The sequence below is a fragment of the Echinicola shivajiensis genome, from assembly GCF_018642165.1.
GTDB classification, from domain to species: Bacteria; Bacteroidota; Bacteroidia; order Cytophagales; family Cyclobacteriaceae; genus Echinicola; species Echinicola shivajiensis.
This window is the reverse complement of sequence record NZ_JAHHZM010000015.1, coordinates 46,322-70,631: the sequence shown is the minus strand read 5'-3', so window position 1 is coordinate 70,631 and position 24,310 is coordinate 46,322. Positions and strand designations below refer to the sequence as shown.

Here is a 24,310-nt window from a genome sequence, read left to right as displayed (position 1 = left end):
TATTTGATTAACAATAAATCAATAAAACAAACAGAAGTTTATGAACTAAGCATAAACAAATCCTGTTTAGAAGAATTAAGATTATTTTGGTTGTAGTAATTAATGAGGTCGTGAGATGAGTAAGAAACAGTATTTTGTAGTTATTTTGATTTTAGGTGCTTTAAGTACTATAAGTCCTTTTTCCATTGATATGTACTTGCCTGGATTTCCTGCCATTGCGGAAAATTTAGGAACCAGTATCGCAAATGTTCAGCTGTCTCTTACCAGTTATCTGATAGGTATTGCTATTGGACAACTATTTTATGGACCACTCTTGGACAGGTTTGGACGTAAAAAGCCCTTGTATATTGGATTGGCAATTTATGTGTTGGCTTCTGTAGCTTGTGCCTTTACCACCAGCGTAGAAAATTTAATTCTTATGCGCTTTTTTCAGGCCATTGGTGGATGTGCTGGAATGGTAGCTGCCCAAGCCCTAGTTAGAGATATATTCCCTGTCAATAAAATAGCCCAGGCAATGGCTTTATTGATGCTGGTAATTGCAGTTTCCCCCATGATCGCCCCTACTTTAGGTGGATATGTTACAGCCCATTATTCCTGGAATGTAGTATTCATGATTTTGGCGGCAATTACTATGCTTATCATCATTGCTTCCTATTTCTTCCTTCCAGATGGATCCAATCCCGATACTGAGGTTTCATTGAAGCCAAAACAGGTTTTAAAAAAATATATTGAGGTTAGCAAAAACCGTCAATTCTTAGTTTACATGCTTATTGGAGGTGTTGCTGGAGCTGCTCCTTTTGCTTATATATCAGGTTCTGCAGATGTTTTTATGAATATCTACCATGTTACAGAACAGCAATATGGTTGGATCTTTGCTTTATTGGCTACTGCAATGATCGGATCTACTCAATTGAATCATATTCTATTGAAAAGATTCAGTAGTCAGCAAGTAATCAAGGTTGCCCTAACCTACCAAACCATCATTGGATTTATAATGATCATTGGCGTTTGGAATGATTGGTTAAATGTATTTTCCTTGATTGGATTGATGTTCATATTCCTTACTGGCCATGGCTTAAGCAATCCAAATGCTGCTGCACTTACATTGGCCCCATTTTCTAGGAATGCAGGAAGTGCCGCTGCATTAATGGGTAGTGCAAGAATGGCAATGGGAGGCTTGGTTTCTGCAGCTGTCAGTGTATTCCATAATGGAACGGCCAATCCAATGGTAATTATGATGAGCTTCTGTGCTGTTGGTGGTTTGCTGACATTAATATTGGATAGCAGCTTGAAAAAAAATGCAAGAAAAAGAAAGGCAATGGAGGACAAACAACATTCCATGGCTATATAGATATTACTGATTACCAGCCGATTTTTATTAATTAATCCCGATAATCATTTTATGAATTATCGGGATTTTTTATTTTCATTCAGCTGCTAATGGGATTTTTCAATCTTATCAGATTTTTTAAAGAACCCCATTTAAATTAATTCTGCCCATCACCATTTGGCTAATGCTATCATGGGGTGAAATATCCTTATTATTATCCAAACAAACATTAAATACTATCAAGTATCAGAAGCTATCATTGAATAATTATTGCTAAGTTTTAACTTCGGATTAAAACAGCAATAAAAAACCTGTATTAGGATTTGATTTAGCTGACTTTTTGGTTCTCTGCCCCAATAAAATTTGTATCTTTGCCACTTGTAAAAATAGAAGCGAAATAATTCATGATTTCAGTTGATAATCTTTCCTTAAAGTTCGGTAAACGAACCCTTTTTGATGAAGTAAGTCTAAAATTCACCCCAGGAAACTGTTACGGTGTTATTGGTGCAAATGGTGCAGGTAAGTCTACTTTTCTGAAGATTCTTTCTGGAGAACAAGATAGCACCACCGGTAGTGTTAATATAACTCCTGGCCAAAGAATGGCGGTATTGAAGCAGAACCACTTTGAATTCGATGAGGTGGAAGTGCTCAAAACAGTGATCATGGGACATAAGAAGCTTTACTCCATTATGGAAGAGAAAGATGCTATCTATATGAAGCCTGATTTCTCTGAGGAGGATGGACTGAGAGCCTCAGAATTAGAAGCTGAATTTGCTGAAATGGATGGATGGAATGCAGAATCAGATGCTGCTGCCATGCTTTCTGGACTGGGAATCACTGAAGACCTTCATTATATGTTGATGAAGGATTTGGCAGGTAACCAAAAAGTAAGGGTACTTTTGGCGCAAGCCCTTTTCGGTAACCCTGACATCCTAATTCTCGATGAACCTACCAACGACCTTGATGCTGAAACCATCAATTGGTTGGAAGAATTCTTGGTCAACTTTAAGAACTTGGTCATTGTAGTATCTCACGATCGTCACTTCTTGGATGCCGTTTCTACACATATCGTGGATATTGACTTCTCGAAAATCAAGATTTACTCAGGTAACTATACCTTCTGGTATGAATCTTCCCAGTTAGCTGCCAAGCAGAAATCTGATCAAAACAAAAAGGTGGAAGAAAAGCGTAAAGAACTTCAGCAGTTCATTGAACGTTTCTCTGCCAATGTGGCCAAATCAAAGCAAGCTACTGCAAGAAAGAAAATGTTGGAAAAGCTGAATGTAGATGACATACAGCCATCCACTAGAAAATACCCGGGCATTATCTTTAAGCCTGAAAGAGAAGCAGGTGACCAAATCTTCATGACAGAGGAATTATCCCTTCAAGATGATGGAACAACCTACTTTAAGGATGTGAACCTAATGGTAGACAAAGGCGATAAAATCGCTTTCATCTCTCGCACCAAACAAGCAGTTAACAAATTTTTCCAGACTATAATGGAAGAATTACCTGTTCAAAAAGGAGAATTCAAATGGGGTGTGACCATCAATAAGGCTTATCTCCCTAATGACAACTCCAGCTATTTCAAGACTGATTCCAACCTTATTGATTGGTTGAGACAGTATTCTTCCAACCAAGAAGAGGCTTATGTAAGAACGTTCTTAGGAAGGATGTTGTTTACAGGTGAAGAGACCCTAAAATCTGCTTCTGTGCTCTCCGGAGGTGAAAAAGTAAGGTGTATGATTTCTAAAATGATGCTCCAAAACCCTAACCTTTTGGTAATGGATGAGCCGACCAACCACCTTGACCTGGAGTCAATCACTGCATTTAACAATGCCATTATTGAATTTAACGGTACGGTATTATTATCTTCATATGACCATGCTTTTGTTCAGTCTACTGCCAATAGAATTGTAGAATTCACTCCTAATGGTACCATTGATAGACGTATGCCTTATGATGATTATTTGGACAATCCAGAAATCAAGGAACTTAGAGAAAAAATGTATCAAAAGGGTTAATCTCCTTATCAGATAAAGATCAACAAATCCCTTTTTGTATTGACCATTAGGTTTAGGCAGAAAGGGATTTTTTAGCTTTAGATCAAATGAACAACTATCCTAAAATCATATTAAAAAAAGGCAAAGAGATATCTTTAAAACGAAAACACCATTGGGTATTTTCAGGTGCAATTGCCAAAACAGCTGATAATCTTGAAAATGGCCAGCTTGTAAGTGTTTACAGCAATAAACAAGAATTCCTTGGTATAGGTCACTATCAGGTTGGCTCTATTACCGTTAGGATTATTTCCTTTAAAGACAGGCTAATTGACCATAATTTCTGGGAAGAAAAAATAAGAGCGGCCTATGATATGCGATCGAAGATAGGACTGACCGAAAGTCAAGCTACTAATGTCTATAGATTGGTCCATGGAGAAGGTGATCAGCTACCGGGTTTGATCATTGACTTTTACAATGGCACAGCAGTTATACAAGCGCATAGTATTGGCATGTACCAACATAGAAATGACATAGCAGAGGCTTTAAAACTTGTATATGCAGAGGGCCTTGATGCTGTATACGACAAAAGTGCAGAAACCTTATCAAAGAATCAGGTTAAAGCAGAAAACCAATTTTTATTTGGTTCTCCAAAAACCAATCTGGTGAAGGAATATAACTCAAACTATGAAATAGATTGGGAAAAAGGCCAAAAGACAGGATTTTTTATTGATCAAAGGGAAAACAGAAATTTACTTGGAAACTATAGCAAAGGGAAAAAAGTACTCAATACATTTTGCTATTCAGGTGGTTTTTCCATAGCTGCACTTCAGGCAGGAGCAAAAGAGGTCCACTCTGTGGATATCTCTGCCAAAGCCATAGAATTAACCGAAAAGAATTTAAAACTTAATCCAAATTTGACCGGTAAACATGAATCTAAAGTGGCTGATGTGGTAAAATACATCCGTGAAATCGAACAGGATTATGATGTCATCGTTTTAGATCCACCTGCTTTCGCTAAAAATATGAAAGCAAGACATAATGCCGTTCAGGCTTATAAACGATTAAATGCGGAAGCGCTAAAACACATCAAACCAGGAGGCATTCTTTTTACCTTTAGTTGCTCACAAGTTGTTGACAAGGCGCTGTTTGCCCATACACTAACTGCGGCTGCAATTGAAGTAGGAAGAAATGTGAAGATCCTGCAATACCTCTCCCAACCTGCAGATCACCCAATCAATATTTTCCATACGGAAACCGAATACCTAAAAGGATTGGTATTATATGTGGAATAAAATCTAAAGCCTCTTTAAAAGACTAAAGGGGCTTTTTTACTATAATAGCCACTTCAGTCTTCAAGCTTCCGTCTTCCATCAACTTCATCAAAGGATTTCAGGTCACTGGCATCATAGTGGGCAATCAGATTATTTTATATCAATATTGTAAACAAAAGCTCGATACTTTAACAAGGCTACAAAGACAGCCCCGCCTATTGCATTGCCCAATAAGGCAAAAAATTGAAAGTTAAGGTAATTAGACAAATTAATTTTATCTGAACTCACCAATCCTGAGAACACTTCTACATTACCTATAATACTATGATGTAATCCTGTAAATGACATCATTGCGGTAATGATAAAAATAATCACAATCCTACTAAGTGTATCTCTGGAAGAAGTTAACAACCATGATAGTAAGCCCATAAGCCAGCCTGCTAAAACGGCACTGCAGAGTATTACAAGGGAAGATAATCCTGTCACGTGTAGTGCGATCTTTTCTACAGTACTAAAATCAAATATGCTTAACCTTGGGCCTATCCACATTAACAATAATGAAATAAGATAGCCTCCTATCATGTTTCCGGATATCACAATGCCCCAAATTTTAAGAAGGCTGCCTATACTTCTCTTTTTATTTAATACAGGCAAAGTCAGCAAAGAAGTCTGCTCTGTAAACAAAATGGATTGGCCGAGAATCACCATGATAAAGCCCACAGGATATACCACAGAAATAAGCTTATAGCTAATTTCTTCCTCTATAATTCCAGAGAAAAATTGAAAAACAGTACAAATAAGTAAATAACTAAAGCCAATCTCCAAACCTGCTGTTACCGAACTTAGCAAAAGACTGATTGGTTTTCTATCGTAAGTCTCCTGCCCTTCTGTGATTTGTTGCTTCAGGATTTCTCCATGGGATTTGCTAGCATCTTTAGAAATTGAAGAGGATTTCTTTAATTCCGTATCTATACTTTTCTGCTTCTTTTCTTCTTTTTTATCCACCATAATCCTGTATTAGAGTATTATGGAAACAAAATCTATTCCCTATTTGGGCTTCAAGCTTATTTTTCTAATAAAAACCCCATTTTATAGGTCAACATCGCGTGCCAGCCAAAATAGTTATCATAACCTTTCACCGAAAGGTCTATGGATTGCTTTCGATTGGATTGCTTTCCTTTCCAATCAAACGAAAGCTGAGTTATAAGTCCCAATTGACTTCTTGAAATTCTTTCGTAGCCTTTGGAAACTAGCTCATTGTTTTCATCATTTCCGTAACCTCTAAAATAGTTATCCACACCAACACGATACGATGGCCCTGCTGCCAAACCAAGCCTAAAACCGTTGTTGATTTTCAGTAAATCAGCCTGAAAAGCAAAATTCATTAAAAGCGCTGTGCTCCTATCTGCTAATGATGGATAAGGATTTTCACTTGATTTTTTTTGCGGAAAATCAGTAGATTGAAATAAGATCAGTGAAGGGTTGAGGGATAAGCTTTTGTTCAAATAATAATTTAAATCACTGGCTATGTTGATCCCAGGAATTCCCATATTCCCCTCTACCCCAACTCCTCCGCCAAAATTTAGATAAGTATCAGATTTGGATTGGGCTTTTAATTGTATAAATGATAAAAAGGAAAATAGTAAAGCAGCTAAAAATATCTTAATATTCATAATCAAACAATTTCATTCGATGCAAAGCTAATATTTCATAGAAAAGTCTCGAATAAAACCAGATAATTATTGATTACATAAAGCCTATGTTAATGACTTTCAGTTGATTTAATTTTTAGTTCACTCCTTTCACTTTAATTGAATGGATGAATTGCCGAATCATTCTTTATCAATCTATCATAGTAATGTATATTTGTATTCGTTAATGTAAGTACCTTCATTTCACAAAATTACTTACTCCTGACTCACCAATATTTATGACATACGATATTACAATTATAGGTGGCGGTATTGTTGGACTGGCCACAGGACTGAAAATAAAACAACAAAATCCAACCTTAAAAGTGGCCATCCTAGAAAAGGAAAATGAGCTCGCCAAACATCAAACTGGCAATAACTCTGGAGTTATACATTCTGGGCTTTATTACAAACCTGGATCGCTAAAAGCCACCAACTGCATCAATGGTTATCATGAGTTGATCGATTTTTGTGAAGAGGAAAATATTCCTTTTGAACTTACCGGTAAGGTAGTAGTGGCCACAAGGGACGAGCAAATTCCTCTGTTACAAAACTTATTGCAAAGAGGCCTTCAAAATGGCTTGGAAGGCACCCGTCAAATATCGCTGGATGAGTTAAAACATTATGAACCTTATTGTGCAGGGGTGGCAGCATTGCACGTTCCTCAAACTGGAATTGTGGATTATAAAAAAGTAGCTTTGGCATATGGCGAAAAGTTCAAAACCATTGGAGGAGAAATATTTTTAAACCATAAAGCACTGAAAATAAGCCATAAGAATAGCATTTCTGAAATTATCACTTCAAATGATAATTTTGTTTCAAAATTGATCATTAACTGTGCTGGCCTTTATTCTGATAAGGTAGCAGATATGAACGGTGAAATGGATCTTGATGTAAAAATCATTCCATTTAGGGGAGAATATTATAAGATAAAAAAGGAAAGAGAATACTTGGTTAAAAACCTAATCTATCCAGTTCCCGATCCTAACTTCCCTTTTCTGGGTGTCCATTTTACAAGGATGATGAAAGGCGGAGTGGAAGCTGGACCAAATGCAGTGATGGCATTCAAAAGAGAAGGATACAAACGAACAGACTTTAATTTCGGTGAGTTCAAAGAGGCTATCACATGGCCTGGCCTTCAAAAAGTAGCAAAAAAATACTGGAAAACCGGAATTGGAGAATACTACAGATCTTTCTCTAAAGCAGCATTTACATCAGCCCTACAGGAGCTAATTCCTGATATCAAAGAAGATGACTTAGTTGATGGAGGTGCTGGAGTCAGAGCCCAAGCCTGTGACAGAACAGGAGGTCTTTTGGATGATTTTGCCATTACCGAAAATGCCCATGCAATCAATGTGCTGAATGCTCCAAGCCCAGCTGCAACCAGTTCATTAAGTATAGGAGGAACTGTTTCAAAACTTGCCCTTAAGCGATTTAATTAAAAAAAGGAGGTATTAACCTCCTTTTTTTAATCTACCCTATTCAAAACTGAATCAGGGAAGTATTTATTGCTCAAAGCAACCATTTCATCTCCTTTCACAAACATGCTTATATCTATCTCATCAGTGTGCTTCACTCCACAAGCTCCTAAAAGCTCCAAAACAGCATGCATGGTATTTCTATGAAAATTATAAGCCCTCTCTGCCTTATCATCAACTACCAGGCCTTTTACCAACATTTTATTTTGAGTGGCCACCCCTGTTGGACAATCGTTGGTATTACATCTGAGTGCTTGAATACAGCCCACACTAAACATAAATGCCCTCGCCGAATTACACATATCTGCCCCCAAGGCCCTCATTCTCAAAATTGAAAAGGCTGTCAAAACCTTTCCACTTGCAATTACCTTTACATCTTTTCTTAAGCCAAACTTTTCCAGCGTTCTTGTCACAAAGATCAGTGCAGGTTCAAGGGGAATTCCTACTGAGTCGGAAAACTCCAATGGCGCAGCACCAGTTCCCCCCTCAGCACCATCAACAGTAATAAAATCCGGTGCTATTCCTGATTTTTTCATCACTGAACACAAGTCAATAAACTCCTCTGTCCTACCAATACATATTTTAAATCCAATTGGCTTACCATCACTCAGCTCTCTTAACTCCTTAATAAAGGCTACCAAACCTTCTGGATTGGAGAATTTTTTATGACTTGGAGGAGAAATAACAGTGGTATGGGCTTTTACCCCTCTAATTTTGGCTATTTCATGAGTATTTTTCTCACCGGGCAATACTCCACCATGGCCAGGCTTAGCACCTTGGGAAATCTTGATCTCAATCATTTTGATCTGCTCATGGGCTGCGGTTTCCTTAAATTTCTCTGGGTCAAATTCTCCATATTGGTTTCTACAACCAAAATACCCGGTACCGATTTGCCAAACCAAATCGCCGCCTTCTTTAAGATGGTAAGGAGAAATCCCGCCCTCTCCAGAGTTGTGGTAGAAATTGCCTTTTTTAGCACCTTTGTTAAGCGCCATAATGGCATTTTTGCTCAGAGAGCCAAAACTCATTGCAGAAATATTCAAAACTGAAGCACTATAAGGCCTTTTACAGTCCTTCCCCCCAACAATCACCCGTGGGATTTCAGTCACAGGTTCCGTGGCATAAATAGAATGACGGATGGCCTCATAGTTTTCTCCTGAAATATCCAGTTGGGTTCCAAACGGATGGGTATCATTCACATTTTTTGCCCGGCGGTAAACCAATGCCCTATGATTCCTACTGAAAGGTTTTCCATCAGTGGTTCTCTCGATAAAATACTGCTGTATTTCAGGAGAGATCATTTCAAACAGATACCTGAAATATCCCAATATTGGGAAATTACGAAGTATGGTATGTTTTTTTTGAAAGCGATTATAAATCCCTGTTAACGCCAATGGAATCAGTATAATAAATGCCCAAATCCATTGTTCATAATAATAGGTCAAAATTGAAAAAATGATAACAAGAACGATTGTTATATTATAAAATAAATATCTCATCTTAATTACTATTGTTTATACTATTTAAATATACCTTTTAAGAAGGAATGAAAAAACTTCAAACTTCATTTTGGAAATCTATTATTCCTAAAGGAAATAGAATCAAAACCTTATCTATTGTTCCATCAAAAACTCATACATTCTCTGCTCGACCCAGCTAAATTCCTGGTTTTTCAATGCAAACCCCGTATGACCTCCCCTTTTGGGCATTTCAAGAAAAAGGTTTTCCTTTTTTTGTGCCAAGTTTATGGGATAGCACCTGTCTTGCAATAAAGGATCGTTTAATGCATTTACGATCAAGGTTGGAATATTAACCTGATGTAACCAGTTATCTGGACTCACAGATTCATAAAAGTCCTTGGCATCCTTAAAGCCGTGAATTTTGGCAGTAAAATGATTATCAAAAGTATTGAATTCCTTTACCTTTTCAAGCAAATCCAAATCAATTAGGTCCGGAAACTGATTTGCTTTTTCCGCCATCTTTACTTTAAGCTTTGAAAGAAATTTTTCTTTATAAAAGAAGTTACTCGTAAAATGAAGTGTAGCGGCACTATCAGGAAGATTACAAGGAGTACTATATACCGCTGCTTTCTTGATCGAGTTTGGAAGTGATGCAGCTTCTTCACCTATATATTTAAGCGTTTGAGCACCTCCCATGCTAATTCCGGCAAGGTAAATTTCCTCATAACCGTATGTTTTTGAAACATGGTCTATGACGGCTTTGAGATCGTAGGTAGCCCCATGATGATAAAGAATCGGTCTAAGGTTCATTTCACCGCTACAGGACCGATTATTCCAGGCCAAAACATCCACATCCTTTTGGTTGAATAATTTTACCAAAGCCTGTACATAATGCCTAGAGGAATTTCCTTCCAAACCATGTGAAATAATAAGTAGTTTTTGATGTCCCTGCCTACTCCAATCTAGATCCAAAAAATCTCCGTCTGAAGTAGTGATCCTTTCTCTTTGATAGCTTACTCCTTCGATTTTACGAAATATACTTGGAAGAATAGTTTCAAAATGCTCGTTCAAATAAAGAGCAGGTGGTCCAGGGTAATTGGAATTTATAATTGGCATGTTATATTTTGAACATTGTTAACAGGTTCAAAATATAACATGCATTAAGTCCCTAAAAAAGTCAAAATGGGTGTTTGGGTAATATTAATTTATGGTCGAATTAATATCGGCCAATAAATCATCAACAGCCTCTTCAAACAGGTGATAATGATTGTCCAAATCGGCATTTAAGCCCTTGGTATTAATCAGATTTCTTCCATTTTCTAAAACAAAACTAAGTTTTCGTAATTCGAAAATAGTAATCGTCGGTTTCACCTTATGACGCGCTTGATGTAAGATTTCAGGGTCCTTTTTGCTCAAACCTTGAAGATATCTTTCCTTTAACTCCTTTACGGAATTTGAAATTGCATGTAGCAATTCCTTTTCGAATGCTACATCGCCCTCTGACATTTCATGGACCTTATCAAAATTAATGTTAATACTTTCTACCATAAGTAAATTTGAATTTCTCATAGCTAAGTTGTTGTAGATTTTCCTGCCAAATATCCTGTCGTCCACGCAGCCTGAAAGTTAAATCCCCCAGTAATACCATCAATGTCCAAAACCTCTCCGGCAAAATATAAGCCCTTCAAGATACGACTTTCCATGGTCTTGGGATCGACCTCTTTCAAACTGATTCCTCCTGCGGTAACAAACTCTTCTTTAAAAGTTGTTTTACCATTTACATGCAATATATAGCAAAAAATATGTTGTTCCAAACTATTTATTTGCTTTTTACTAACATTCATCCATAGTAAATCACTTTTCATACCAGATTTTTCTATCAAATGCTCCCATAGCCTTTTTGGTAAATCAAAAAGTGGATAACCAAGAACCTTTCGTTTTGGATGATTAGACTTATAAGTGACTAAAGTATTCCTGATTTCTTCCTCTTTTAATTCTGAATTCCACCTGATGTGTGCATTTGCTTTATAGTCATGATCATGCAACCATTGAGCCCCAAAAGCTGAAAGCTTTAATACAGCTGGCCCGCTTACTCCCCAATGAGTGATCAATAAAGGGCCTTCATAAGAAAGTTTTGTTCCTTCCAATCTCACATGGGCATTTGGGACAGATATCCCAGGAAGGGATTTCAAGCTTTCTCCTGGTGTATTAAAAGTAAACAAAGAAGGAATCGGAGGCTCAATATCGTGCCCCAAGTCCTGATACATACGAAACCCATCTAACTTTGGACTTCCTCCAGAGGTAATGATTACTTTGTCTACTTTTTCGGATCCATCTCCTACAAAAAGCAAGAAACCATCATCCATGACTTCTATTTTATTTACTGCCGATTTTAACTTCACCACTACACTATTTTTAGCAGCTTCGTTTCTTAGCACATCAATGATCGTTTGGGAGTCGTCACTTATGGGAAAGATCCTTCCATCCTCTTCAGTCTTAAGCTTTACTCCTCTTGATTCAAACCATTGTATTGTATCTTTTACCTGAAACTCCCTGAATGCCTTCTTTAAAAAATTAGCTCCCCTAGGATAATTTTTCAGTAAATGGGAGGTTTGAAATGCCGCATGCGTTACATTGCATCTTCCTCCGCCAGAAACCTTAACCTTGGAAAGGGTCTTTGATGTCTTTTCATAAATAGTTACCTGTGCTCCCTTTTCTGCTGCATGAATCGCTGCAAAAAAACCTGCTGCTCCACCTCCTATAATTCCTATTTTATTCATATTTCTTTAAAACAATTTATAAGAGCAAAAATGGAAAAAAATGATGAATAGAATCCCTTAAGTAAGCACTAATGTATTCTCTATTTGAGAATCCTCACCTCCTCTTTCCAGACAGTGTGCCCAAAATACTCCTTGCTAGTTCTCTAAAAATGGTTCTTCCTATTTGCCTTACCATGGTATTCTTACTGATCTCTTCAAAAATGTTTTCTTCTTTCTCCTGCCTACTTCCTGATTTAACCTTCCTCTCAGCCCGACCTTCTTCTATTTCTTTGATGGCAATATTTGCCCTTGTAATTTTTGCATCCAGCATTTCCATCGCACTTTCGCGATCAATGTCCCTATTGTATTTGTTAGCTATTTTTGATCCTTGGACGATTTCTTCAATTTCTTGTGAGCTCAGGACATCCATCCTAGATATGGGAGCACGCATCAAAGTTCTCACCAGTGGTGTAGGCATTCCTTTTTCATTTAATGCAGTCACCAAAGCCTCGCCAATTCCCATCATCGTCAAAACATGCCGGGTATCATAAAAATCAGATAAAGGATAATTCTCAGCTGTTTTACTAATTGACTTCCGGTCTTTAGCTGTAAAAGCCCTTAAGGAATGTTGCACTTTTAGCCCCAACTGACCTAAGACACTTTCAGGAATATCTGTAGGACTTTGCGTGCAAAAATACACCCCTACTCCCTTGGAACGTATCAATTTCACAATTGCTTCAATTTTCTCAATCAGTGCGTTGGAAGCATTGTCAAACACCAGGTGCGCTTCATCTATAAACAAACAAAGCTTAGGTTTATCCTGGTCTCCCTGCTCAGGAAAACTTTCATAGATTTCAGAAAGTATGCTGAGCATAAAAGTGGAAAACAATTTCGGCCTGTTTTGAATATCAGTCAAACGAATGATGGAAATCATTCCCTTACCATTCTCCACCCTTATAAAATCATTTACATCAAATGAAGCTTCACCAAAAAATTCATTTGCACCCTGTTGTTCAAGTTCTATTATTTTGCGCAGGATGGTATTCACTGAGCTGCTCGATACAGAACCGTACTCTTCTTTAATCTCTTCTTTTCCTTCATTGATGATATACTGCAAAACTTTTCTAAGGTCATTGAGATGAAGTAGAGGTAAATGCTGAAGATCACAATACCTGAATACCAATGCCATTATCCCTTGTTGGGTATTGTTAAGCCCTAAAATTTGGGACATCAATACAGGGCCGAATTCTGTTACAGTAGCTTTCATTTTAGCTCCTTTTTCTTGACTTATAGTCAAAAATTCGGTTGGTAATCCTTCAGGTTTGTACTCCACACCAATCGCCTTACTGCGCCAACTAATATGCTCATTTAAAGTCCCTGGCTTGGCAAGACCGGAAATATCACCCTTTAAGTCCATCAGCACACTTGGAATTCCTTTCAGCGAAAGTTGTTCAGCGATTACCTGGAGTGTCTTAGTCTTACCTGTACCTGTAGCTCCTGCAATCAAGCCATGCCTGTTTAGTGTCTTTAAAGGGATTTTAACTGTTGCTTCTGGAACAGGTTCTTCACCCAAAATTCCTGTTCCCAAAACAAAAAAATCCTTTTTTGTCTGATATCCATTTTGAATAGCTTCTTGAAATTTAGTGCTTAGAGCCATAGATCTTCTGGGATAATTGTTGAAAAATGAAAAATACCTCAACCAGTTTGATAATTGAGGTATTCATAATGTAGTGGATCAATCAATAAGTAACCAAAGGTTCCAGTGCTTTGGCTTCATCAATAAATTTCTCTACTTGGCTCAGGGCGGGGACGACCCTTGTTAACTTTTTCTCATTATTCGTCGCGGTCAAAGCCTGATGAAGGTTTTCTGCATTACGATTTCTCAATTCCTTTACGGTATCTACTCCTGTTGCTTTCAACAGCTCAGCAAATTGACTGGCAACCCCATTTATCCTAAACAGGTCAGCCATGTTGACAAAACTGAGCACTTTATGCTCGTCAATTCCTGATAATTCGGCTATTTCCTTCCTTCCCTTTTTGGAAGCTCCTTTTTCCAATAAAGCTTCTACCGTTTTTATTCCTGCCTTACTGAGTTTTTCCTCATTGACAGGGCCTATTCCCTCAATACTTGTAATTGGCTTTGACATAATTTTGATTGGTTATTGGGTTCAAAATCTATTTAAATAAATCTCCTAATCTGCCTAAAATTCCTTCTCTGGATTTTCCCTTAATAATATTACCCAAGCTTTCTCCAAAAAGTTTAACGAGATCAGTTTTACTGGCATTACCGCCTGATTGTGCAGCAATTTTATCCAGTATCATTGGAAGAATAAAATTGGTTATTTGCTTTGCTATCCCATCAGAAACTCCGAGTTTGGAAATAAAATCAGCCGCTAAATTAGAGGCAATGTTATTGAAGCTGCTATTTCCACTTGCTTTGCTCCCTTGATTGACAAGTTCTAGCAGACTATCCAAATTGCCTCCTGTTACTTCTTCTGTTACACTTTTAGAAAGAGATTCTTTGGTAGTGTCCATTGCTGACGATACCTGCTCCTGACTCAGGCCCAACTGGTCTGTCAACTTAGACAATATCTCCGGCCGCAATCCTTTAATAATAGAATCTATCATAATATTGAAATTTAGTCCAACTATCCGCTTTTTTTTTACTCCCTACCAAAATTTTCAACTTAATATACAGATTATTGGACAATTATGTGATTAATTATTAACCAAAAAACAGATTTCGGCACCAAAATCTTTAGATGAAGGAACCAATCCATCCAAATGAGTATGAAGTTAATTCTCCTTAAATATTTCAAAAAATGTATGGACATTTGGATCAATTTTAAGTTCTTTAGGCACAAGAAAAGAATACAATAGTTGAAAACAATGCCGCTTAAAAATTACTATAGAGTCAAAAATCAATGTATAAAGTCAAATCTACATTATTTGCTTTTACTAATGCTCTGTTTGTTCAGCCTAACAAGTTTTGAGTCAACTGCGCAGGTTCAACCTAACTTGGGGCAAACAGATAGATTAATGGAAAAGGGCAAGGAAGCCCTGGAAAGTGCAGAATATGAAAAAGCCAATTATTATTTCAGGGAAATAATCAAAAGCGGGGTACCTATTCCATCAGAAATGCCCTATTTTTTCGCTGAGACTCTGTTCGCCCTTAAGCAATTCGACAACAGTGCCAACTTTCTTAATAAATATTTACAATTAAATGGCTTTAAAGCGGACTATTATGATGAAGCAAAAGGGCTTCAAAAAAGATTGGTCGCTCCACTCAATGAAATAAGATCCTGTTCATTTTGTGATATCAAGGGATACCGCTATCAAACCTGTTCCAAATGTGAAGGTAAAAAGGTGATTGAACAGGATTGTCACTATTGTAAAGGAAAAGGTATAGTGGGCTGTAGCAGATGTAAAGCTACAGGTCTGATTACAAAGAAGAACATCTTTGATCAAACTGAATATTTTCAATGTGAAAGGTGTGAGGGAAAAGGCCGACTTGTTTGCCCATTTTGTAAAGGCTCACTCAAAGAAAACAGTGATTGTAATAGTTGTGATGGATTTGGAAAAGTGCATTCGGATGAAATATGTGACCACCAAGAGGAAAAGGAAAGCATATAACTCAAACTTGACCTTAAGTCAATAATTGAGCTATATAAAAAGAAAGCCGGGATTTCCCGGCATTTCTATTTTTATCTTGAGATGAATTATTTGCAATATTTGGACAAAGCATCATCAGCTTGTTTATAGTTAAGTCCAGAAGCCAACCTAAAATCCTCACATGCTCCTCTGGTCTTCTTTGTTGCATATTTTAAAACACCCCTATAATAATAAGCTTGTCCGTATTGATCGTCTATTTGAATGGCTCTGCTATAGTCGTCCATTGCATCATCTGTCTTTCCCATTTGATGCAATGCCCTTCCTTTCATAAAATAAGCCGTAGCAGGAGCACCAGGAACTTCCACTGCCTTGCCTGCATAAAGTAAAGAACGCTCAAAATTTCCTTCTTTCTGATAAAGATTGGACAGGCTGAGTAAAATTTGAATGTTTTTAGGATTCTGTTTGTACCCTGCCTCAAAATCTTCCTTGGCTGAGTCTAAATCCCCCAACTCCTCATAAGCTCTTCCTCTTTTATAAAGGGCATCTACATCCTTGGGTTTCGTGGCCAATCTATCAGAATAAGCATTAACTGCCTCTTCATATTTACCACTTTCAAAGAATTTGTCACCTTCAGAGCTTCCTTGATTGTTACATCCCCACATTAGACTTGTTGAAACCAACAAGACCAAAACCGATTTCTTATAATTCATTATTTAAATAAAATTTTATACTGCGACATTATTTTCTCTCAAAGCCTCATTCAATGAAGTTTTTCGATCTGTAGATGCCTTTCTTTGTCCAATAATCAATGCACATGGAACCTGAAATTCACCCGCAGCAAATTGCTTAGGCATTGACCCAGGTATAACCACTGATCTAGGTGGAACATAACCTCTATATTCTTTAGGCTCATCACCAGTAACATCGATGATTTTAGAACTGGCGGTCAAAGTTACACCTGCACCAATCACAGCTTCTTTACCCACGTGAACTCCTTCTACGATAATTGCTCTCGAACCAATAAACGCACCGTCTTCAATTATTACTGGAGCAGCCTGAACAGGTTCCAAAACACCTCCAATACCCACTCCACCACTAAGGTGGACGTCTTTACCAATTTGCGCACAAGAACCTACCGTAGCCCAAGTATCCACCATCGTTCCACTGTCCACATATGCACCAATATTAACATATGAAGGCATCATTACTACACCACTTGCAAGAAACGCGCCATATCTAGCTACTGCATGGGGAACTACCCTTACACCGTGCTTGGCATAATTGGTTTTAAGGGCCATTTTATCATGAAATTCAAATGGTCCTACCTCAATGGTTCTCATCTTTTGAATTGGGAAATATAAAATAACTGCCTTTTTCACCCAGTCATTTACTTTCCACTCTCCATTTTCCAATGGCTCGGCTACCCTAATTTTGCCTGTATCCAAATCGTCAATCACTGTTTTAACAGCAATTTGAACATCCTTTTCCTTTAATAGCTCCCTGTTTTCCCAGGCCTTCTCAATGATAGTCTGTAATTCCATAAAATTATATTAGATTCGCTCTAGTTAAGTTTTCTTTTTTAATGAATAAAGCCACTATACTTATAGCTTCCGTACTGAAACCTGTTACTGATACAAGGGCTTTTAATAAACTCGCAATTTCACTGCGTGAAACAAATAAATACCACATAAACATCATAGGATTTTTACAAAAAAAAACACCAAAACAAGATAATATTGAATTTACCTCAATATTTAATAAAAACCGCCTGCACCCATTTAGGCTGCTCGCTCCTATTAAGCTTTGTTATTTTTTAATTAAATCAAAACCAAAATTGGTGATCATAACTACTTATGAACTATTATTTCCTGCTGTCCTGTTAAGGGGGATATTGAAATATAAATTGGTTTATGATGTGCAAGAAAATTACACTAAAAATATTCAATTTAATCAGACATTACCCCATTGGGTCAAATTAATTGCGATAAAATATGTCCAATTTGTTGAGAAAATTACCAAATCAAAGATCGACCATCATTTTTTCGCAGAACAATGCTATCAAAAAGAGTTTCCGGATATAATAGACTACACAATCCTTGAAAATAAATTCTCTGGAAAAGTCATTACCAAAACCCCGTTCATGATCGATGATAACACCTTAAAATTCATTATCACCGGAACTATCACGCCAGTCTATGGAGCAGAACAAGCTATACATTGGTTTAATCTTATCAGGAAACACTATACCAATGTCAGCTTAGAAATAATTGGCCATGTACCTTTAAAGAAATATAAATCACAACTTGAATCACTAGCATCGAACAGTCCAGGTGTAAGGCTCAAATTAAGCTCCACCCCTATGGATCAAAAAGTAATTTATGACGCGCTATTGAAAGCTAATATCCTAGTATTACCTTACCATGACCTTCCCAGCATTTCCCCAAAAATACCCACAAAAATTTATGAAGGACTGGCCTTGGGAATCCCTATGATTATCCCTGAAAATCCTATTTGGGAAGAACTGATTTTTCCTTACTCTGCAGGACTTGCCATAGATTTTTCTAAGCCTGAAAGTAGCCTTGCTAAGTTTAAAGAATTCCTCAGCAATCCAAGATTTACAAAACCAGTTGGCCCTGAAGTAACTTGGGCAAATGAAGCCACTAAACTCCAAAAGGTAGTAGCTAATCTGATCCCTTAAATGCTCCTATCTCCATCACTTTTTTCAATACCTTTTAACTAGGCTATTCAGCTCTTATTCTATTAAACTGTTAAGGCACTAGGCGTAGTATATACTACGCCTAATGCAGCATCGTAAATGCTACTCACAAAAGATAGCACCAGATACCCATTGCCCGACTTATACACACCACCAATAAAAGTTATCCACCTATAGCCTCTTCAAAAAACTAAAGGCATCAAAACGGAAACTCTAGATTTTAAAACAAAATCAAATCAACGAATAAATTAGTCAAATCACAACAAGCTAACTTACTGATATTTAAACAGATTATTACCAAAAGCTAAACTTTATTTTAGCCTAGACTAAAACCATGATAACATTATAAAATGAGTTATCCACAGTCGATTTAGGTTTAATTGAAATATTTTTTTAGTATCATCTAAATTATTATATTTGAATTGTCAACTTAAACAAGAATTAATGCCAAGCTTAACATACGCAGAAGAGAACTACCTCAAAGCCATCTATCATTTGTCCGAGGGCGGGAAGAACAACGTCTCTACCAATGACCTATCCAAAGAGATGAAAACCAAGCCTGCTTCCGTCAGTGATATGCTAAGAAAGCTCTCCGACAAAGAGGTGATTAATTATAGAAAATACTATGGTGTTACGATCACTGAAGAGGGTAAAAAGTCAGCCCTGCAGATCATTAGAAAGCACCGCCTCTGGGAAGTATTCCTCGTAGAAAAACTAATGTTCAGCTGGGACGAAGTCCATGATGTAGCAGAGGAATTGGAACATATAAAATCACCTATCCTGATCCAACGACTGGATGACTTCTTGGGCAACCCCAAATATGATCCACACGGCGACCCTATCCCAGATGAATTTGGAGATGTCAAGGCAAGGCCTAGGCTCCCTCTTAATGAATTAATGGTAAATGATGGCGGACAGATTGTAGCTGTGAAGGACAGCAGTGCAGCCTTCTTAAGATACCTTGATAAGGTAGGTGCATACATTGGCGCAAGAATCAAAATATTGGACAAGGTAGAATTTGACGGATCTTTGGAAATATTGGTGGATAACAAGAAAACCCTATTCATGTCCAAGGATGTCGCAGGGAATATATTAATCATGCAGACCTCATGAAATATAGGCTTCTTTTCATCCTATTTACCTTGGCACTTACCAGCTCATGTAAATTTGACAGAGATGGCGAAAATGGAAAGTTCCGAATTACAGCCACCACCAATATCATGGCTGATGGGGTAAAAGCGTTAGTTGGGGACAGTGCTATTGTGACTCCAGTAATGGCTGTTGGTGTAGACCCTCATTTATACAAGGCATCTCAAAGGGACCTTGATCTTTTCTTCGATGCTGACCTGGTTATTTATCATGGACTCCATCTGGAAGGAAAGATGGTTGAAGTACTGGAAAAGTTTGCCCGGACTCATCCCATCATTGATGTTGGTGAGCTACTCCCTCCCACCCTATTGATTGCTAGTCCTGATTATGTCAATACTGTAGATCCTCATATTTGGTTTGATGTGAGTTTGTGGACAACTGCCATGAAAAACCTGAAAGATGAAATCATCAGAAGAAAACCAGAATGGAAAGCTTATGTCAATGCCAACTGGGAAAAATATCAGCTAAAGCTAAATGAATTAGATACATATACGAATAACAGAATCCACGAAATCACTCAACAAGGCCAAGTATTGATCACTGCCCATGATGCTTTTTCTTATTTCGGAAAGGCGTACGATATAGAAGTAAAGGGCTTACAAGGATTATCTACCTTGAGTGAGCCAGGCCTAAATGATGTTTCCAAATTGGTCAGCTTTATAATAGAAAGGGATATTAAAGCCATTTTCATTGAACAATCCATTTCTCCAAAAGCCATTAAAGCGGTAGTTGAAGGGTGCAAAAGAAAAGGACATGCGGTGAAGCTTGCCGGACCACTATACACTGACAGTTTGGGAGAGCCGGATGGCCCTGCTGGCACCTATCTTGGCATGGTTAAAACCAATGTGGATGCTATCGTACAAAACCTGAAATCAGAATGATACAACAAATAGATAATCCAGTAGTTGAAGTACATGACCTAATGGTCAGCTATGGACAAAATCCAGTGCTTTGGAATATTGACCTAAGCTTACCTTCAGGATCGCTCATTGGAATTCTCGGACCTAATGGAGCCGGCAAATCCACACTCATCAAAAGTATTATGGGGCTTATTGAAGCCAATAGTGGGTATTCAAGGATTTTTGACCAAGAGTTAAACCAAGTTAGAAACAGGGTAAGTTATGTTCCTCAGCGGGAGTCAGTAGACTGGGATTTTCCAGCTTCTGCCTTAGACATTGTAATGATGGGCACTTATCACCATTTGGGTATATTCAAAAGACCCGGTAAAAAAGAAAAAGGACTGGCTATGGCTTGTCTGGAAAAGGTAAATATGAAAGCCTTTGCCAACAGGCAGATCAGCGAACTTTCAGGAGGCCAGCAACAACGGGTCTTTATTGCAAGGGCGCTGGCCCAGGAAGCAGACATCTATTTTATGGATGAACCATTTGCAGGAGTAGATATGAGCACTGAAAAAGCCTTGGTAAGTCTGTTCAAAGAAATGACTGAGGAAGGAAAGACAGTTATCGTAGTCCACCATGATATTTACTCGGCTGGAAAATATTTCGATTGGCTTATTATGCTCAACATGCACTTGATAGCTTCTGGCCCAACCGAACAAGTGCTTACTGAGGAATTGTTGACCAAAACTTATGGGGGAAAACTATCCATGCTTACGGATATTGGAGAGTTGATTAAAAAGAGCGATTTCAATCCACTGAAAAGTTAATATGGAAGATTTTATTTATTTCTTTTCATTTCAAGACCCTAATGTTTTGATGGTGGTGGTTGGGATATCCCTGCTATCAATCAGTGCCGCCATGGTAGGAACATTTACCTTCCTGGATAAGAAAGCACTTATTGGTGACGCCATTTCGCATGCAGTATTACCAGGGGTATGTCTGGCTTTTATGTTATCAGGCAGCAAAAATCCCTATTGGATTGTTTCAGGAGCATTCATCACTGGAGCTCTATCCACTTATATTATCAGCTGGATTTCCAATTATACCAAACTAAAAGAAGATACAGTCATTGCAGCTGTGCTATCCATCTTTTTTGGACTGGGAATTGTCATCATGACGCAATTGCAGCAAACAGGAAACGCTGCCCTCTCTGGCTTGGATCATTTTATTTTTGGAAACGCCATCTCCATTGTAAGAAAGGATTTATTGGTATATGGAGCACTTGCCTTAACCATCATTTTGGTTATACTTTTCTTTTACAAAGAATTTAAAGTAATGGTCTTTAACAGGTCATTTGCCCAAAGTATTGGACTACCTGTAAAAAGATTGGAATTCCTGTTTAATTCATTGATGGTACTTGCAGTAGTGACAGGCATACAGGCTATCGGCGTAGTACTAATGGCCGCCCTGCTCATCACACCTGCAGCTGCCGCCAAATTCTGGACAGACCGTCTTGACAGAATGTTGATTATTGCAGTAGTATTTTCTCTAATTTCTGGAATCGTCGGTGCCTATATTTCCTTTGTTCTTCCCCATATGCCCACTGGCCCTTGGGTAGTTATCGTTCTTTCATTGATCGCATTTTTGTCTTTCTTTTTCTCTGTAAAAAAAGGTGTTTTGACCAAGTGGATTGCAAAGAGAAATTATCAAAGAAAAATTCATTCTGACCATATTCTTAAGGCCCTATTTAAGGCCTGGGAAAAGGATAAACAAGGACTAGAAACTAAACATATTTTCAATATATTCCCTGGTAAAAACTTCAAAACACAAAATTCAATTAAAGCATTAACAAAAAAAGGATATATAACTGAAAATCAATCAATAATAAACCTTACAGAATCAGGTTTAACCGAAGCCAAAAGGATAGTTAGATTACATAGATTATGGGAATTATATATGACTGAATACATGAATATTGCCCCTGATCATGTACACGATAGTGCTGAAAAACTGGAGCATATCATTACCCCAGAGTTGGAATCCAAACTGGATAAAAATCTTAATTTTCCTAAAGCAGATCCGCACCATTCCATCATCCCTAGAGACCCTAAGAAATCATGAGTTTTGATCCAAATGCTTTCATTATTATTGTAACGGGATCCATGATAGCCATATCATGTGGATTACTCGGCGTGTTTTTAATGTTAAGAAAAATGGCCATGACCGGGGATGCCATTTCCCATGCTGTATTACCAGGAATTGTCCTTGCCTTCATGATCTCCGGAAGTCGCCACGGATTGGCTATGGTTATAGGAGCCGGTTTGGTGGGAATTATTGCTACAGTATTTATCGAATACCTAAGCAATAAGGTCAAACTCCAATCAGATGCATCCATTGGTATTACCTTTACTTCTCTATTTGCTATCGGCATTATATTAATCACCTTTCTTGCCAATAAAATAGACCTTGATCAGGACTGTGTATTATATGGAGAAATTGCCTATGTCCCCATAGACCTATGGATTTCCGGATCTGGACAAATTCTTGGGCCACGTGTCACCTATTTGTCCTTGATCAATCTAATACTCGTAAGTTTATTTATCTACCTGTTTTTTAAAGAACTTAAGATCAGCACATTTGACAAAGAGTTTGCAGCCAGCATTGGGCTATCTACTGTAGGGGTAAATTACGGATTGATGGGAATGGTATCGTACACTACCGTCAGTTCATTTGAAGCTGTTGGAGCTATTTTAGTAGTAGCTCTATTAGTAGTTCCACCAGCTACAGCCTATCTCTGGAGTAAAGACCTTAATAAGCTGATCAAGATTACTATAGCATTGGGAATCGTAGTTTCAATTATTGGCTATTATTTGGCTTTCGCTTTGAACAGTTCCATAGCTGGTGCCATGGCCAGCGTAGCAGGTTTTATATTCTTCGTAAGTGTAATTTTACAAAGGAAGCAACTCCCTCTTTTAAAGAAAAAATTAAGCGGATTAAAAACAGGTGACATACATACCAGTTAATGAATAAAGTCAAATGAGCAAAGTTCATAGAGGTTTGGGCAAATTGTCCCCTGGCTTCGAGCTAAACTTTGTATTTTTTTTCGGTCTGTACAATATTTTTTATAAGTGGTTATACAGCCAGTTCAAGTAAATTTATTTATTCAATTAAGTCTTTATCTTTAAACTTTAATGGATAATTAAACACTTAATCAAACCACTACCTATGAAACTTAAATTAGCTTTAGGCACTTTTGTGCTACTATTGTTCAACGTCTTTTCTGTATTGGCCCAGAAAGACCAAGACCGCAGTATCTTTGAGATCAAAATTTATCACATCAGCAGCATAGAGCAGGAAAAGGCCGTCGATCAATTTTTGGAAAAGTCTTATATACCTACAATGCATAAAAAGGGAATTAAGCGTATCGGCGTATTTAAGCCGATTGATTCTGATGAACTAAGCGGTAAAAGAGTCTTTGTATTTACCCCTTATTCCTCTGCTGCACAGTATATGGATATAAGTTCCAATCTTCATTTGGAAGATCTAAAAAACGGAAAGGACTATCAATATGCCTCACATGAAAACCCTCCGTTTGATAGAATAGAATCAATTTTGCTCAAGGCATTCAGTGACATGCCTGGATATGATGTTCCTAAACTAAAAGGGCCAAAAGAAAATAGAATATATGAGTTAAGGAGCTATGAGAGTCCAACCGAAAAGCTTTTCCATAATAAGGTAAAAATGTTCAACAGTGGAGAAGTTGAAATATTTGATAATCTAGGATTCAATGCCGTTTTCTATGGAGAGGTAATTGCTGGACCATCTATGCCCAACCTGATGTATATGACCTCATTTGACAATATGGATGTGGAGAAGGAAAAATGGAAATCATTTTCAGATGACCCTGCTTGGAATAAACTAAAAGTAGACCCTGAATACCAAAACAATGTATCGCACATTGACAAATACTTCCTCTACCCGACCGATTATTCAGATTTATAA

General features: G+C 37.6%; 23 protein-coding genes. 12 read left to right on the top strand and 11 right to left on the bottom strand.

Annotated elements, in window-relative coordinates:
* The first annotated feature begins 115 nt into the window (after window positions 1-115).
* From KMW37_RS18485 to KMW37_RS18475, 3 genes are all read left to right on the top strand, one after another.
* On the top strand, window positions 116-1,351 hold the full coding sequence (locus KMW37_RS18485; RefSeq protein WP_215226139.1) for a Bcr/CflA family multidrug efflux MFS transporter: 1,236 nt from the start codon (window positions 116-118) through the stop codon (window positions 1,349-1,351).
* A 383-nt stretch (window positions 1,352-1,734) separates the two neighbouring features.
* On the top strand, window positions 1,735-3,354 hold the full coding sequence (locus KMW37_RS18480; RefSeq protein ID WP_215226138.1) for an ABC-F family ATP-binding cassette domain-containing protein: 1,620 nt from the start codon (window positions 1,735-1,737) through the stop codon (window positions 3,352-3,354).
* An 86-nt stretch (window positions 3,355-3,440) separates the two neighbouring features.
* Window positions 3,441-4,625 carry a class I SAM-dependent rRNA methyltransferase gene (locus KMW37_RS18475; RefSeq protein ID WP_215226137.1) on the top strand — a complete coding sequence of 395 codons (1,185 nt, stop codon included), beginning with the start codon at window positions 3,441-3,443 and terminating at the stop codon, window positions 4,623-4,625.
* A gap of 129 nt (window positions 4,626-4,754) precedes the next feature.
* Here KMW37_RS18475 and KMW37_RS18470 read toward each other — a convergent pair whose 3' ends face one another.
* Entirely contained in the window at window positions 4,755-5,612 is an 858-nt protein-coding gene (locus tag KMW37_RS18470; protein WP_215226136.1) for a formate/nitrite transporter family protein, read from the bottom strand.
* Window positions 5,613-5,668: 56 nt separating this feature from the next.
* A complete protein-coding gene (locus KMW37_RS18465; protein WP_215226135.1) occupies window positions 5,669-6,277 on the bottom strand; it encodes a hypothetical protein in 609 nt (202 codons plus the stop codon).
* 257 nt (window positions 6,278-6,534) lie between these two features.
* Between KMW37_RS18465 and lhgO the strand changes: the two genes are divergently transcribed.
* Window positions 6,535-7,737, top strand: a complete 1,203-nt coding sequence (lhgO, locus tag KMW37_RS18460; RefSeq protein WP_215226134.1) for an L-2-hydroxyglutarate oxidase — start codon at window positions 6,535-6,537, stop codon at window positions 7,735-7,737.
* Window positions 7,738-7,763: 26 nt separating this feature from the next.
* Here the strand turns inward: lhgO and KMW37_RS18455 are convergent, their stop codons facing one another.
* The 7 genes from KMW37_RS18455 to KMW37_RS18425 all read right to left on the bottom strand — a co-directional run bounded on the left by KMW37_RS18455 (window position 7,764) and on the right by KMW37_RS18425 (window position 14,620).
* Entirely contained in the window at window positions 7,764-9,272 is a 1,509-nt protein-coding gene (locus KMW37_RS18455; RefSeq protein WP_215226133.1) for an FMN-binding glutamate synthase family protein, read from the bottom strand.
* Window positions 9,273-9,386: 114 nt separating this feature from the next.
* On the bottom strand, window positions 9,387-10,349 hold the full coding sequence (locus KMW37_RS18450) for a YheT family hydrolase (protein WP_215226132.1): 963 nt from the start codon (window positions 10,347-10,349) through the stop codon (window positions 9,387-9,389).
* A gap of 84 nt (window positions 10,350-10,433) precedes the next feature.
* Window positions 10,434-10,802 (bottom strand): hypothetical protein, encoded by a 369-nt coding sequence (locus tag KMW37_RS18445; protein ID WP_246581566.1) that lies wholly within the window; start codon window positions 10,800-10,802, stop codon window positions 10,434-10,436.
* 2 nt (window positions 10,803-10,804) lie between these two features.
* Window positions 10,805-12,013 (bottom strand): BaiN/RdsA family NAD(P)/FAD-dependent oxidoreductase, encoded by a 1,209-nt coding sequence (locus KMW37_RS18440; protein WP_215226131.1) that lies wholly within the window; start codon window positions 12,011-12,013, stop codon window positions 10,805-10,807.
* A gap of 94 nt (window positions 12,014-12,107) precedes the next feature.
* Window positions 12,108-13,649, bottom strand: a complete 1,542-nt coding sequence (locus KMW37_RS18435) for a helicase HerA-like domain-containing protein (RefSeq protein ID WP_215226130.1) — start codon at window positions 13,647-13,649, stop codon at window positions 12,108-12,110.
* Window positions 13,650-13,731: 82 nt separating this feature from the next.
* Window positions 13,732-14,139: a DUF4332 domain-containing protein gene (locus KMW37_RS18430; protein WP_215226129.1), complete on the bottom strand. Its 408-nt coding sequence runs from the start codon at window positions 14,137-14,139 to the stop codon at window positions 13,732-13,734.
* Window positions 14,140-14,167: 28 nt separating this feature from the next.
* The gene (locus KMW37_RS18425; protein ID WP_215226128.1) at window positions 14,168-14,620 is read right to left on the bottom strand and encodes a DUF937 domain-containing protein; all 453 of its coding nucleotides are present in this window, start codon (window positions 14,618-14,620) and stop codon (window positions 14,168-14,170) included.
* Between the two features lie 333 nt (window positions 14,621-14,953).
* On the opposite strand from KMW37_RS18425, the gene KMW37_RS18420 reads away from it, so the two are divergent.
* Window positions 14,954-15,625, top strand: a complete 672-nt coding sequence (locus KMW37_RS18420) for a DnaJ-like cysteine-rich domain-containing protein (RefSeq protein ID WP_215226188.1) — start codon at window positions 14,954-14,956, stop codon at window positions 15,623-15,625.
* Between the two features lie 86 nt (window positions 15,626-15,711).
* On the opposite strand, the gene KMW37_RS18415 is transcribed toward KMW37_RS18420, so the two are convergent.
* Window positions 15,712-16,314: a tetratricopeptide repeat protein gene (locus KMW37_RS18415; RefSeq protein WP_215226127.1), complete on the bottom strand. Its 603-nt coding sequence runs from the start codon at window positions 16,312-16,314 to the stop codon at window positions 15,712-15,714.
* 15 nt (window positions 16,315-16,329) lie between these two features.
* The gene (locus tag KMW37_RS18410) at window positions 16,330-17,145 is read right to left on the bottom strand and encodes a 2,3,4,5-tetrahydropyridine-2,6-dicarboxylate N-succinyltransferase (protein ID WP_215226126.1); all 816 of its coding nucleotides are present in this window, start codon (window positions 17,143-17,145) and stop codon (window positions 16,330-16,332) included.
* 41 nt (window positions 17,146-17,186) lie between these two features.
* On the opposite strand from KMW37_RS18410, the gene KMW37_RS18405 reads away from it, so the two are divergent.
* From KMW37_RS18405 to KMW37_RS18375, 7 genes are all read left to right on the top strand, one after another.
* The gene (locus tag KMW37_RS18405; protein WP_215226125.1) at window positions 17,187-18,302 is read left to right on the top strand and encodes a glycosyltransferase; all 1,116 of its coding nucleotides are present in this window, start codon (window positions 17,187-17,189) and stop codon (window positions 18,300-18,302) included.
* A 462-nt stretch (window positions 18,303-18,764) separates the two neighbouring features.
* Window positions 18,765-19,433, top strand: coding sequence for a metal-dependent transcriptional regulator (locus KMW37_RS18400; RefSeq protein WP_215226124.1), 669 nt, complete (start codon window positions 18,765-18,767; stop codon window positions 19,431-19,433).
* Window positions 19,430-20,350 carry a metal ABC transporter solute-binding protein, Zn/Mn family gene (locus KMW37_RS18395; RefSeq protein ID WP_215226123.1) on the top strand — a complete coding sequence of 307 codons (921 nt, stop codon included), beginning with the start codon at window positions 19,430-19,432 and terminating at the stop codon, window positions 20,348-20,350. Before KMW37_RS18400 ends, KMW37_RS18395 begins: the two co-directional genes overlap by 4 nt.
* Complete coding sequence (locus tag KMW37_RS18390; RefSeq protein ID WP_215226122.1) at window positions 20,347-21,135, top strand: metal ABC transporter ATP-binding protein; 789 nt, start codon at window positions 20,347-20,349, stop codon at window positions 21,133-21,135. The genes KMW37_RS18395 and KMW37_RS18390 overlap by 4 nt, the downstream gene beginning before the upstream one ends.
* A 1-nt stretch (window position 21,136) precedes the next feature.
* Complete coding sequence (locus KMW37_RS18385; RefSeq protein ID WP_215226121.1) at window positions 21,137-22,429, top strand: metal ABC transporter permease; 1,293 nt, start codon at window positions 21,137-21,139, stop codon at window positions 22,427-22,429.
* Window positions 22,426-23,331, top strand: coding sequence for a metal ABC transporter permease (locus tag KMW37_RS18380; protein WP_215226120.1), 906 nt, complete (start codon window positions 22,426-22,428; stop codon window positions 23,329-23,331). The genes KMW37_RS18385 and KMW37_RS18380 overlap by 4 nt, the downstream gene beginning before the upstream one ends.
* 202 nt (window positions 23,332-23,533) lie before the next feature.
* Window positions 23,534-24,310: an NIPSNAP family protein gene (locus KMW37_RS18375; protein ID WP_215226119.1), complete on the top strand. Its 777-nt coding sequence runs from the start codon at window positions 23,534-23,536 to the stop codon at window positions 24,308-24,310.

Excerpts from the sequence above, each read along its gene's own strand:
- KMW37_RS18480 (WP_215226138.1), top strand. The coding sequence starts at position 1,735 with ATGATTTCAGTTGATAATCTTTCCTTAAAGTTCGGTAAACGAACCCTT.
- KMW37_RS18455 (WP_215226133.1), bottom strand. The coding sequence starts at position 9,272 with ATGAGATATTTATTTTATAATATAACAATCGTTCTTGTTATCATTTTT.
- KMW37_RS18375 (WP_215226119.1), top strand. The coding sequence starts at position 23,534 with ATGAAACTTAAATTAGCTTTAGGCACTTTTGTGCTACTATTGTTCAAC.
- KMW37_RS18415 (WP_215226127.1), bottom strand. The coding sequence starts at position 16,314 with ATGAATTATAAGAAATCGGTTTTGGTCTTGTTGGTTTCAACAAGTCTA.
- KMW37_RS18405 (WP_215226125.1), top strand. The coding sequence starts at position 17,187 with ATGAATAAAGCCACTATACTTATAGCTTCCGTACTGAAACCTGTTACT.
- KMW37_RS18465 (WP_215226135.1), bottom strand. The coding sequence starts at position 6,277 with ATGAATATTAAGATATTTTTAGCTGCTTTACTATTTTCCTTTTTATCA.
- KMW37_RS18475 (WP_215226137.1), top strand. The coding sequence starts at position 3,441 with ATGAACAACTATCCTAAAATCATATTAAAAAAAGGCAAAGAGATATCT.
- KMW37_RS18395 (WP_215226123.1), top strand. The coding sequence starts at position 19,430 with ATGAAATATAGGCTTCTTTTCATCCTATTTACCTTGGCACTTACCAGC.
- KMW37_RS18385 (WP_215226121.1), top strand. The coding sequence starts at position 21,137 with ATGGAAGATTTTATTTATTTCTTTTCATTTCAAGACCCTAATGTTTTG.
- KMW37_RS18410 (WP_215226126.1), bottom strand. The coding sequence starts at position 17,145 with ATGGAATTACAGACTATCATTGAGAAGGCCTGGGAAAACAGGGAGCTA.
- KMW37_RS18470 (WP_215226136.1), bottom strand. The coding sequence starts at position 5,612 with ATGGTGGATAAAAAAGAAGAAAAGAAGCAGAAAAGTATAGATACGGAA.
- KMW37_RS18485 (WP_215226139.1), top strand. The coding sequence starts at position 116 with ATGAGTAAGAAACAGTATTTTGTAGTTATTTTGATTTTAGGTGCTTTA.
- KMW37_RS18445 (WP_246581566.1), bottom strand. The coding sequence starts at position 10,802 with ATGAGAAATTCAAATTTACTTATGGTAGAAAGTATTAACATTAATTTT.
- KMW37_RS18440 (WP_215226131.1), bottom strand. The coding sequence starts at position 12,013 with ATGAATAAAATAGGAATTATAGGAGGTGGAGCAGCAGGTTTTTTTGCA.
- KMW37_RS18450 (WP_215226132.1), bottom strand. The coding sequence starts at position 10,349 with ATGCCAATTATAAATTCCAATTACCCTGGACCACCTGCTCTTTATTTG.
- KMW37_RS18400 (WP_215226124.1), top strand. The coding sequence starts at position 18,765 with ATGCCAAGCTTAACATACGCAGAAGAGAACTACCTCAAAGCCATCTAT.
- KMW37_RS18420 (WP_215226188.1), top strand. The coding sequence starts at position 14,954 with ATGCTCTGTTTGTTCAGCCTAACAAGTTTTGAGTCAACTGCGCAGGTT.
- KMW37_RS18430 (WP_215226129.1), bottom strand. The coding sequence starts at position 14,139 with ATGTCAAAGCCAATTACAAGTATTGAGGGAATAGGCCCTGTCAATGAG.
- KMW37_RS18380 (WP_215226120.1), top strand. The coding sequence starts at position 22,426 with ATGAGTTTTGATCCAAATGCTTTCATTATTATTGTAACGGGATCCATG.
- KMW37_RS18435 (WP_215226130.1), bottom strand. The coding sequence starts at position 13,649 with ATGGCTCTAAGCACTAAATTTCAAGAAGCTATTCAAAATGGATATCAG.
- lhgO (WP_215226134.1), top strand. The coding sequence starts at position 6,535 with ATGACATACGATATTACAATTATAGGTGGCGGTATTGTTGGACTGGCC.
- KMW37_RS18390 (WP_215226122.1), top strand. The coding sequence starts at position 20,347 with ATGATACAACAAATAGATAATCCAGTAGTTGAAGTACATGACCTAATG.
- KMW37_RS18425 (WP_215226128.1), bottom strand. The coding sequence starts at position 14,620 with ATGATAGATTCTATTATTAAAGGATTGCGGCCGGAGATATTGTCTAAG.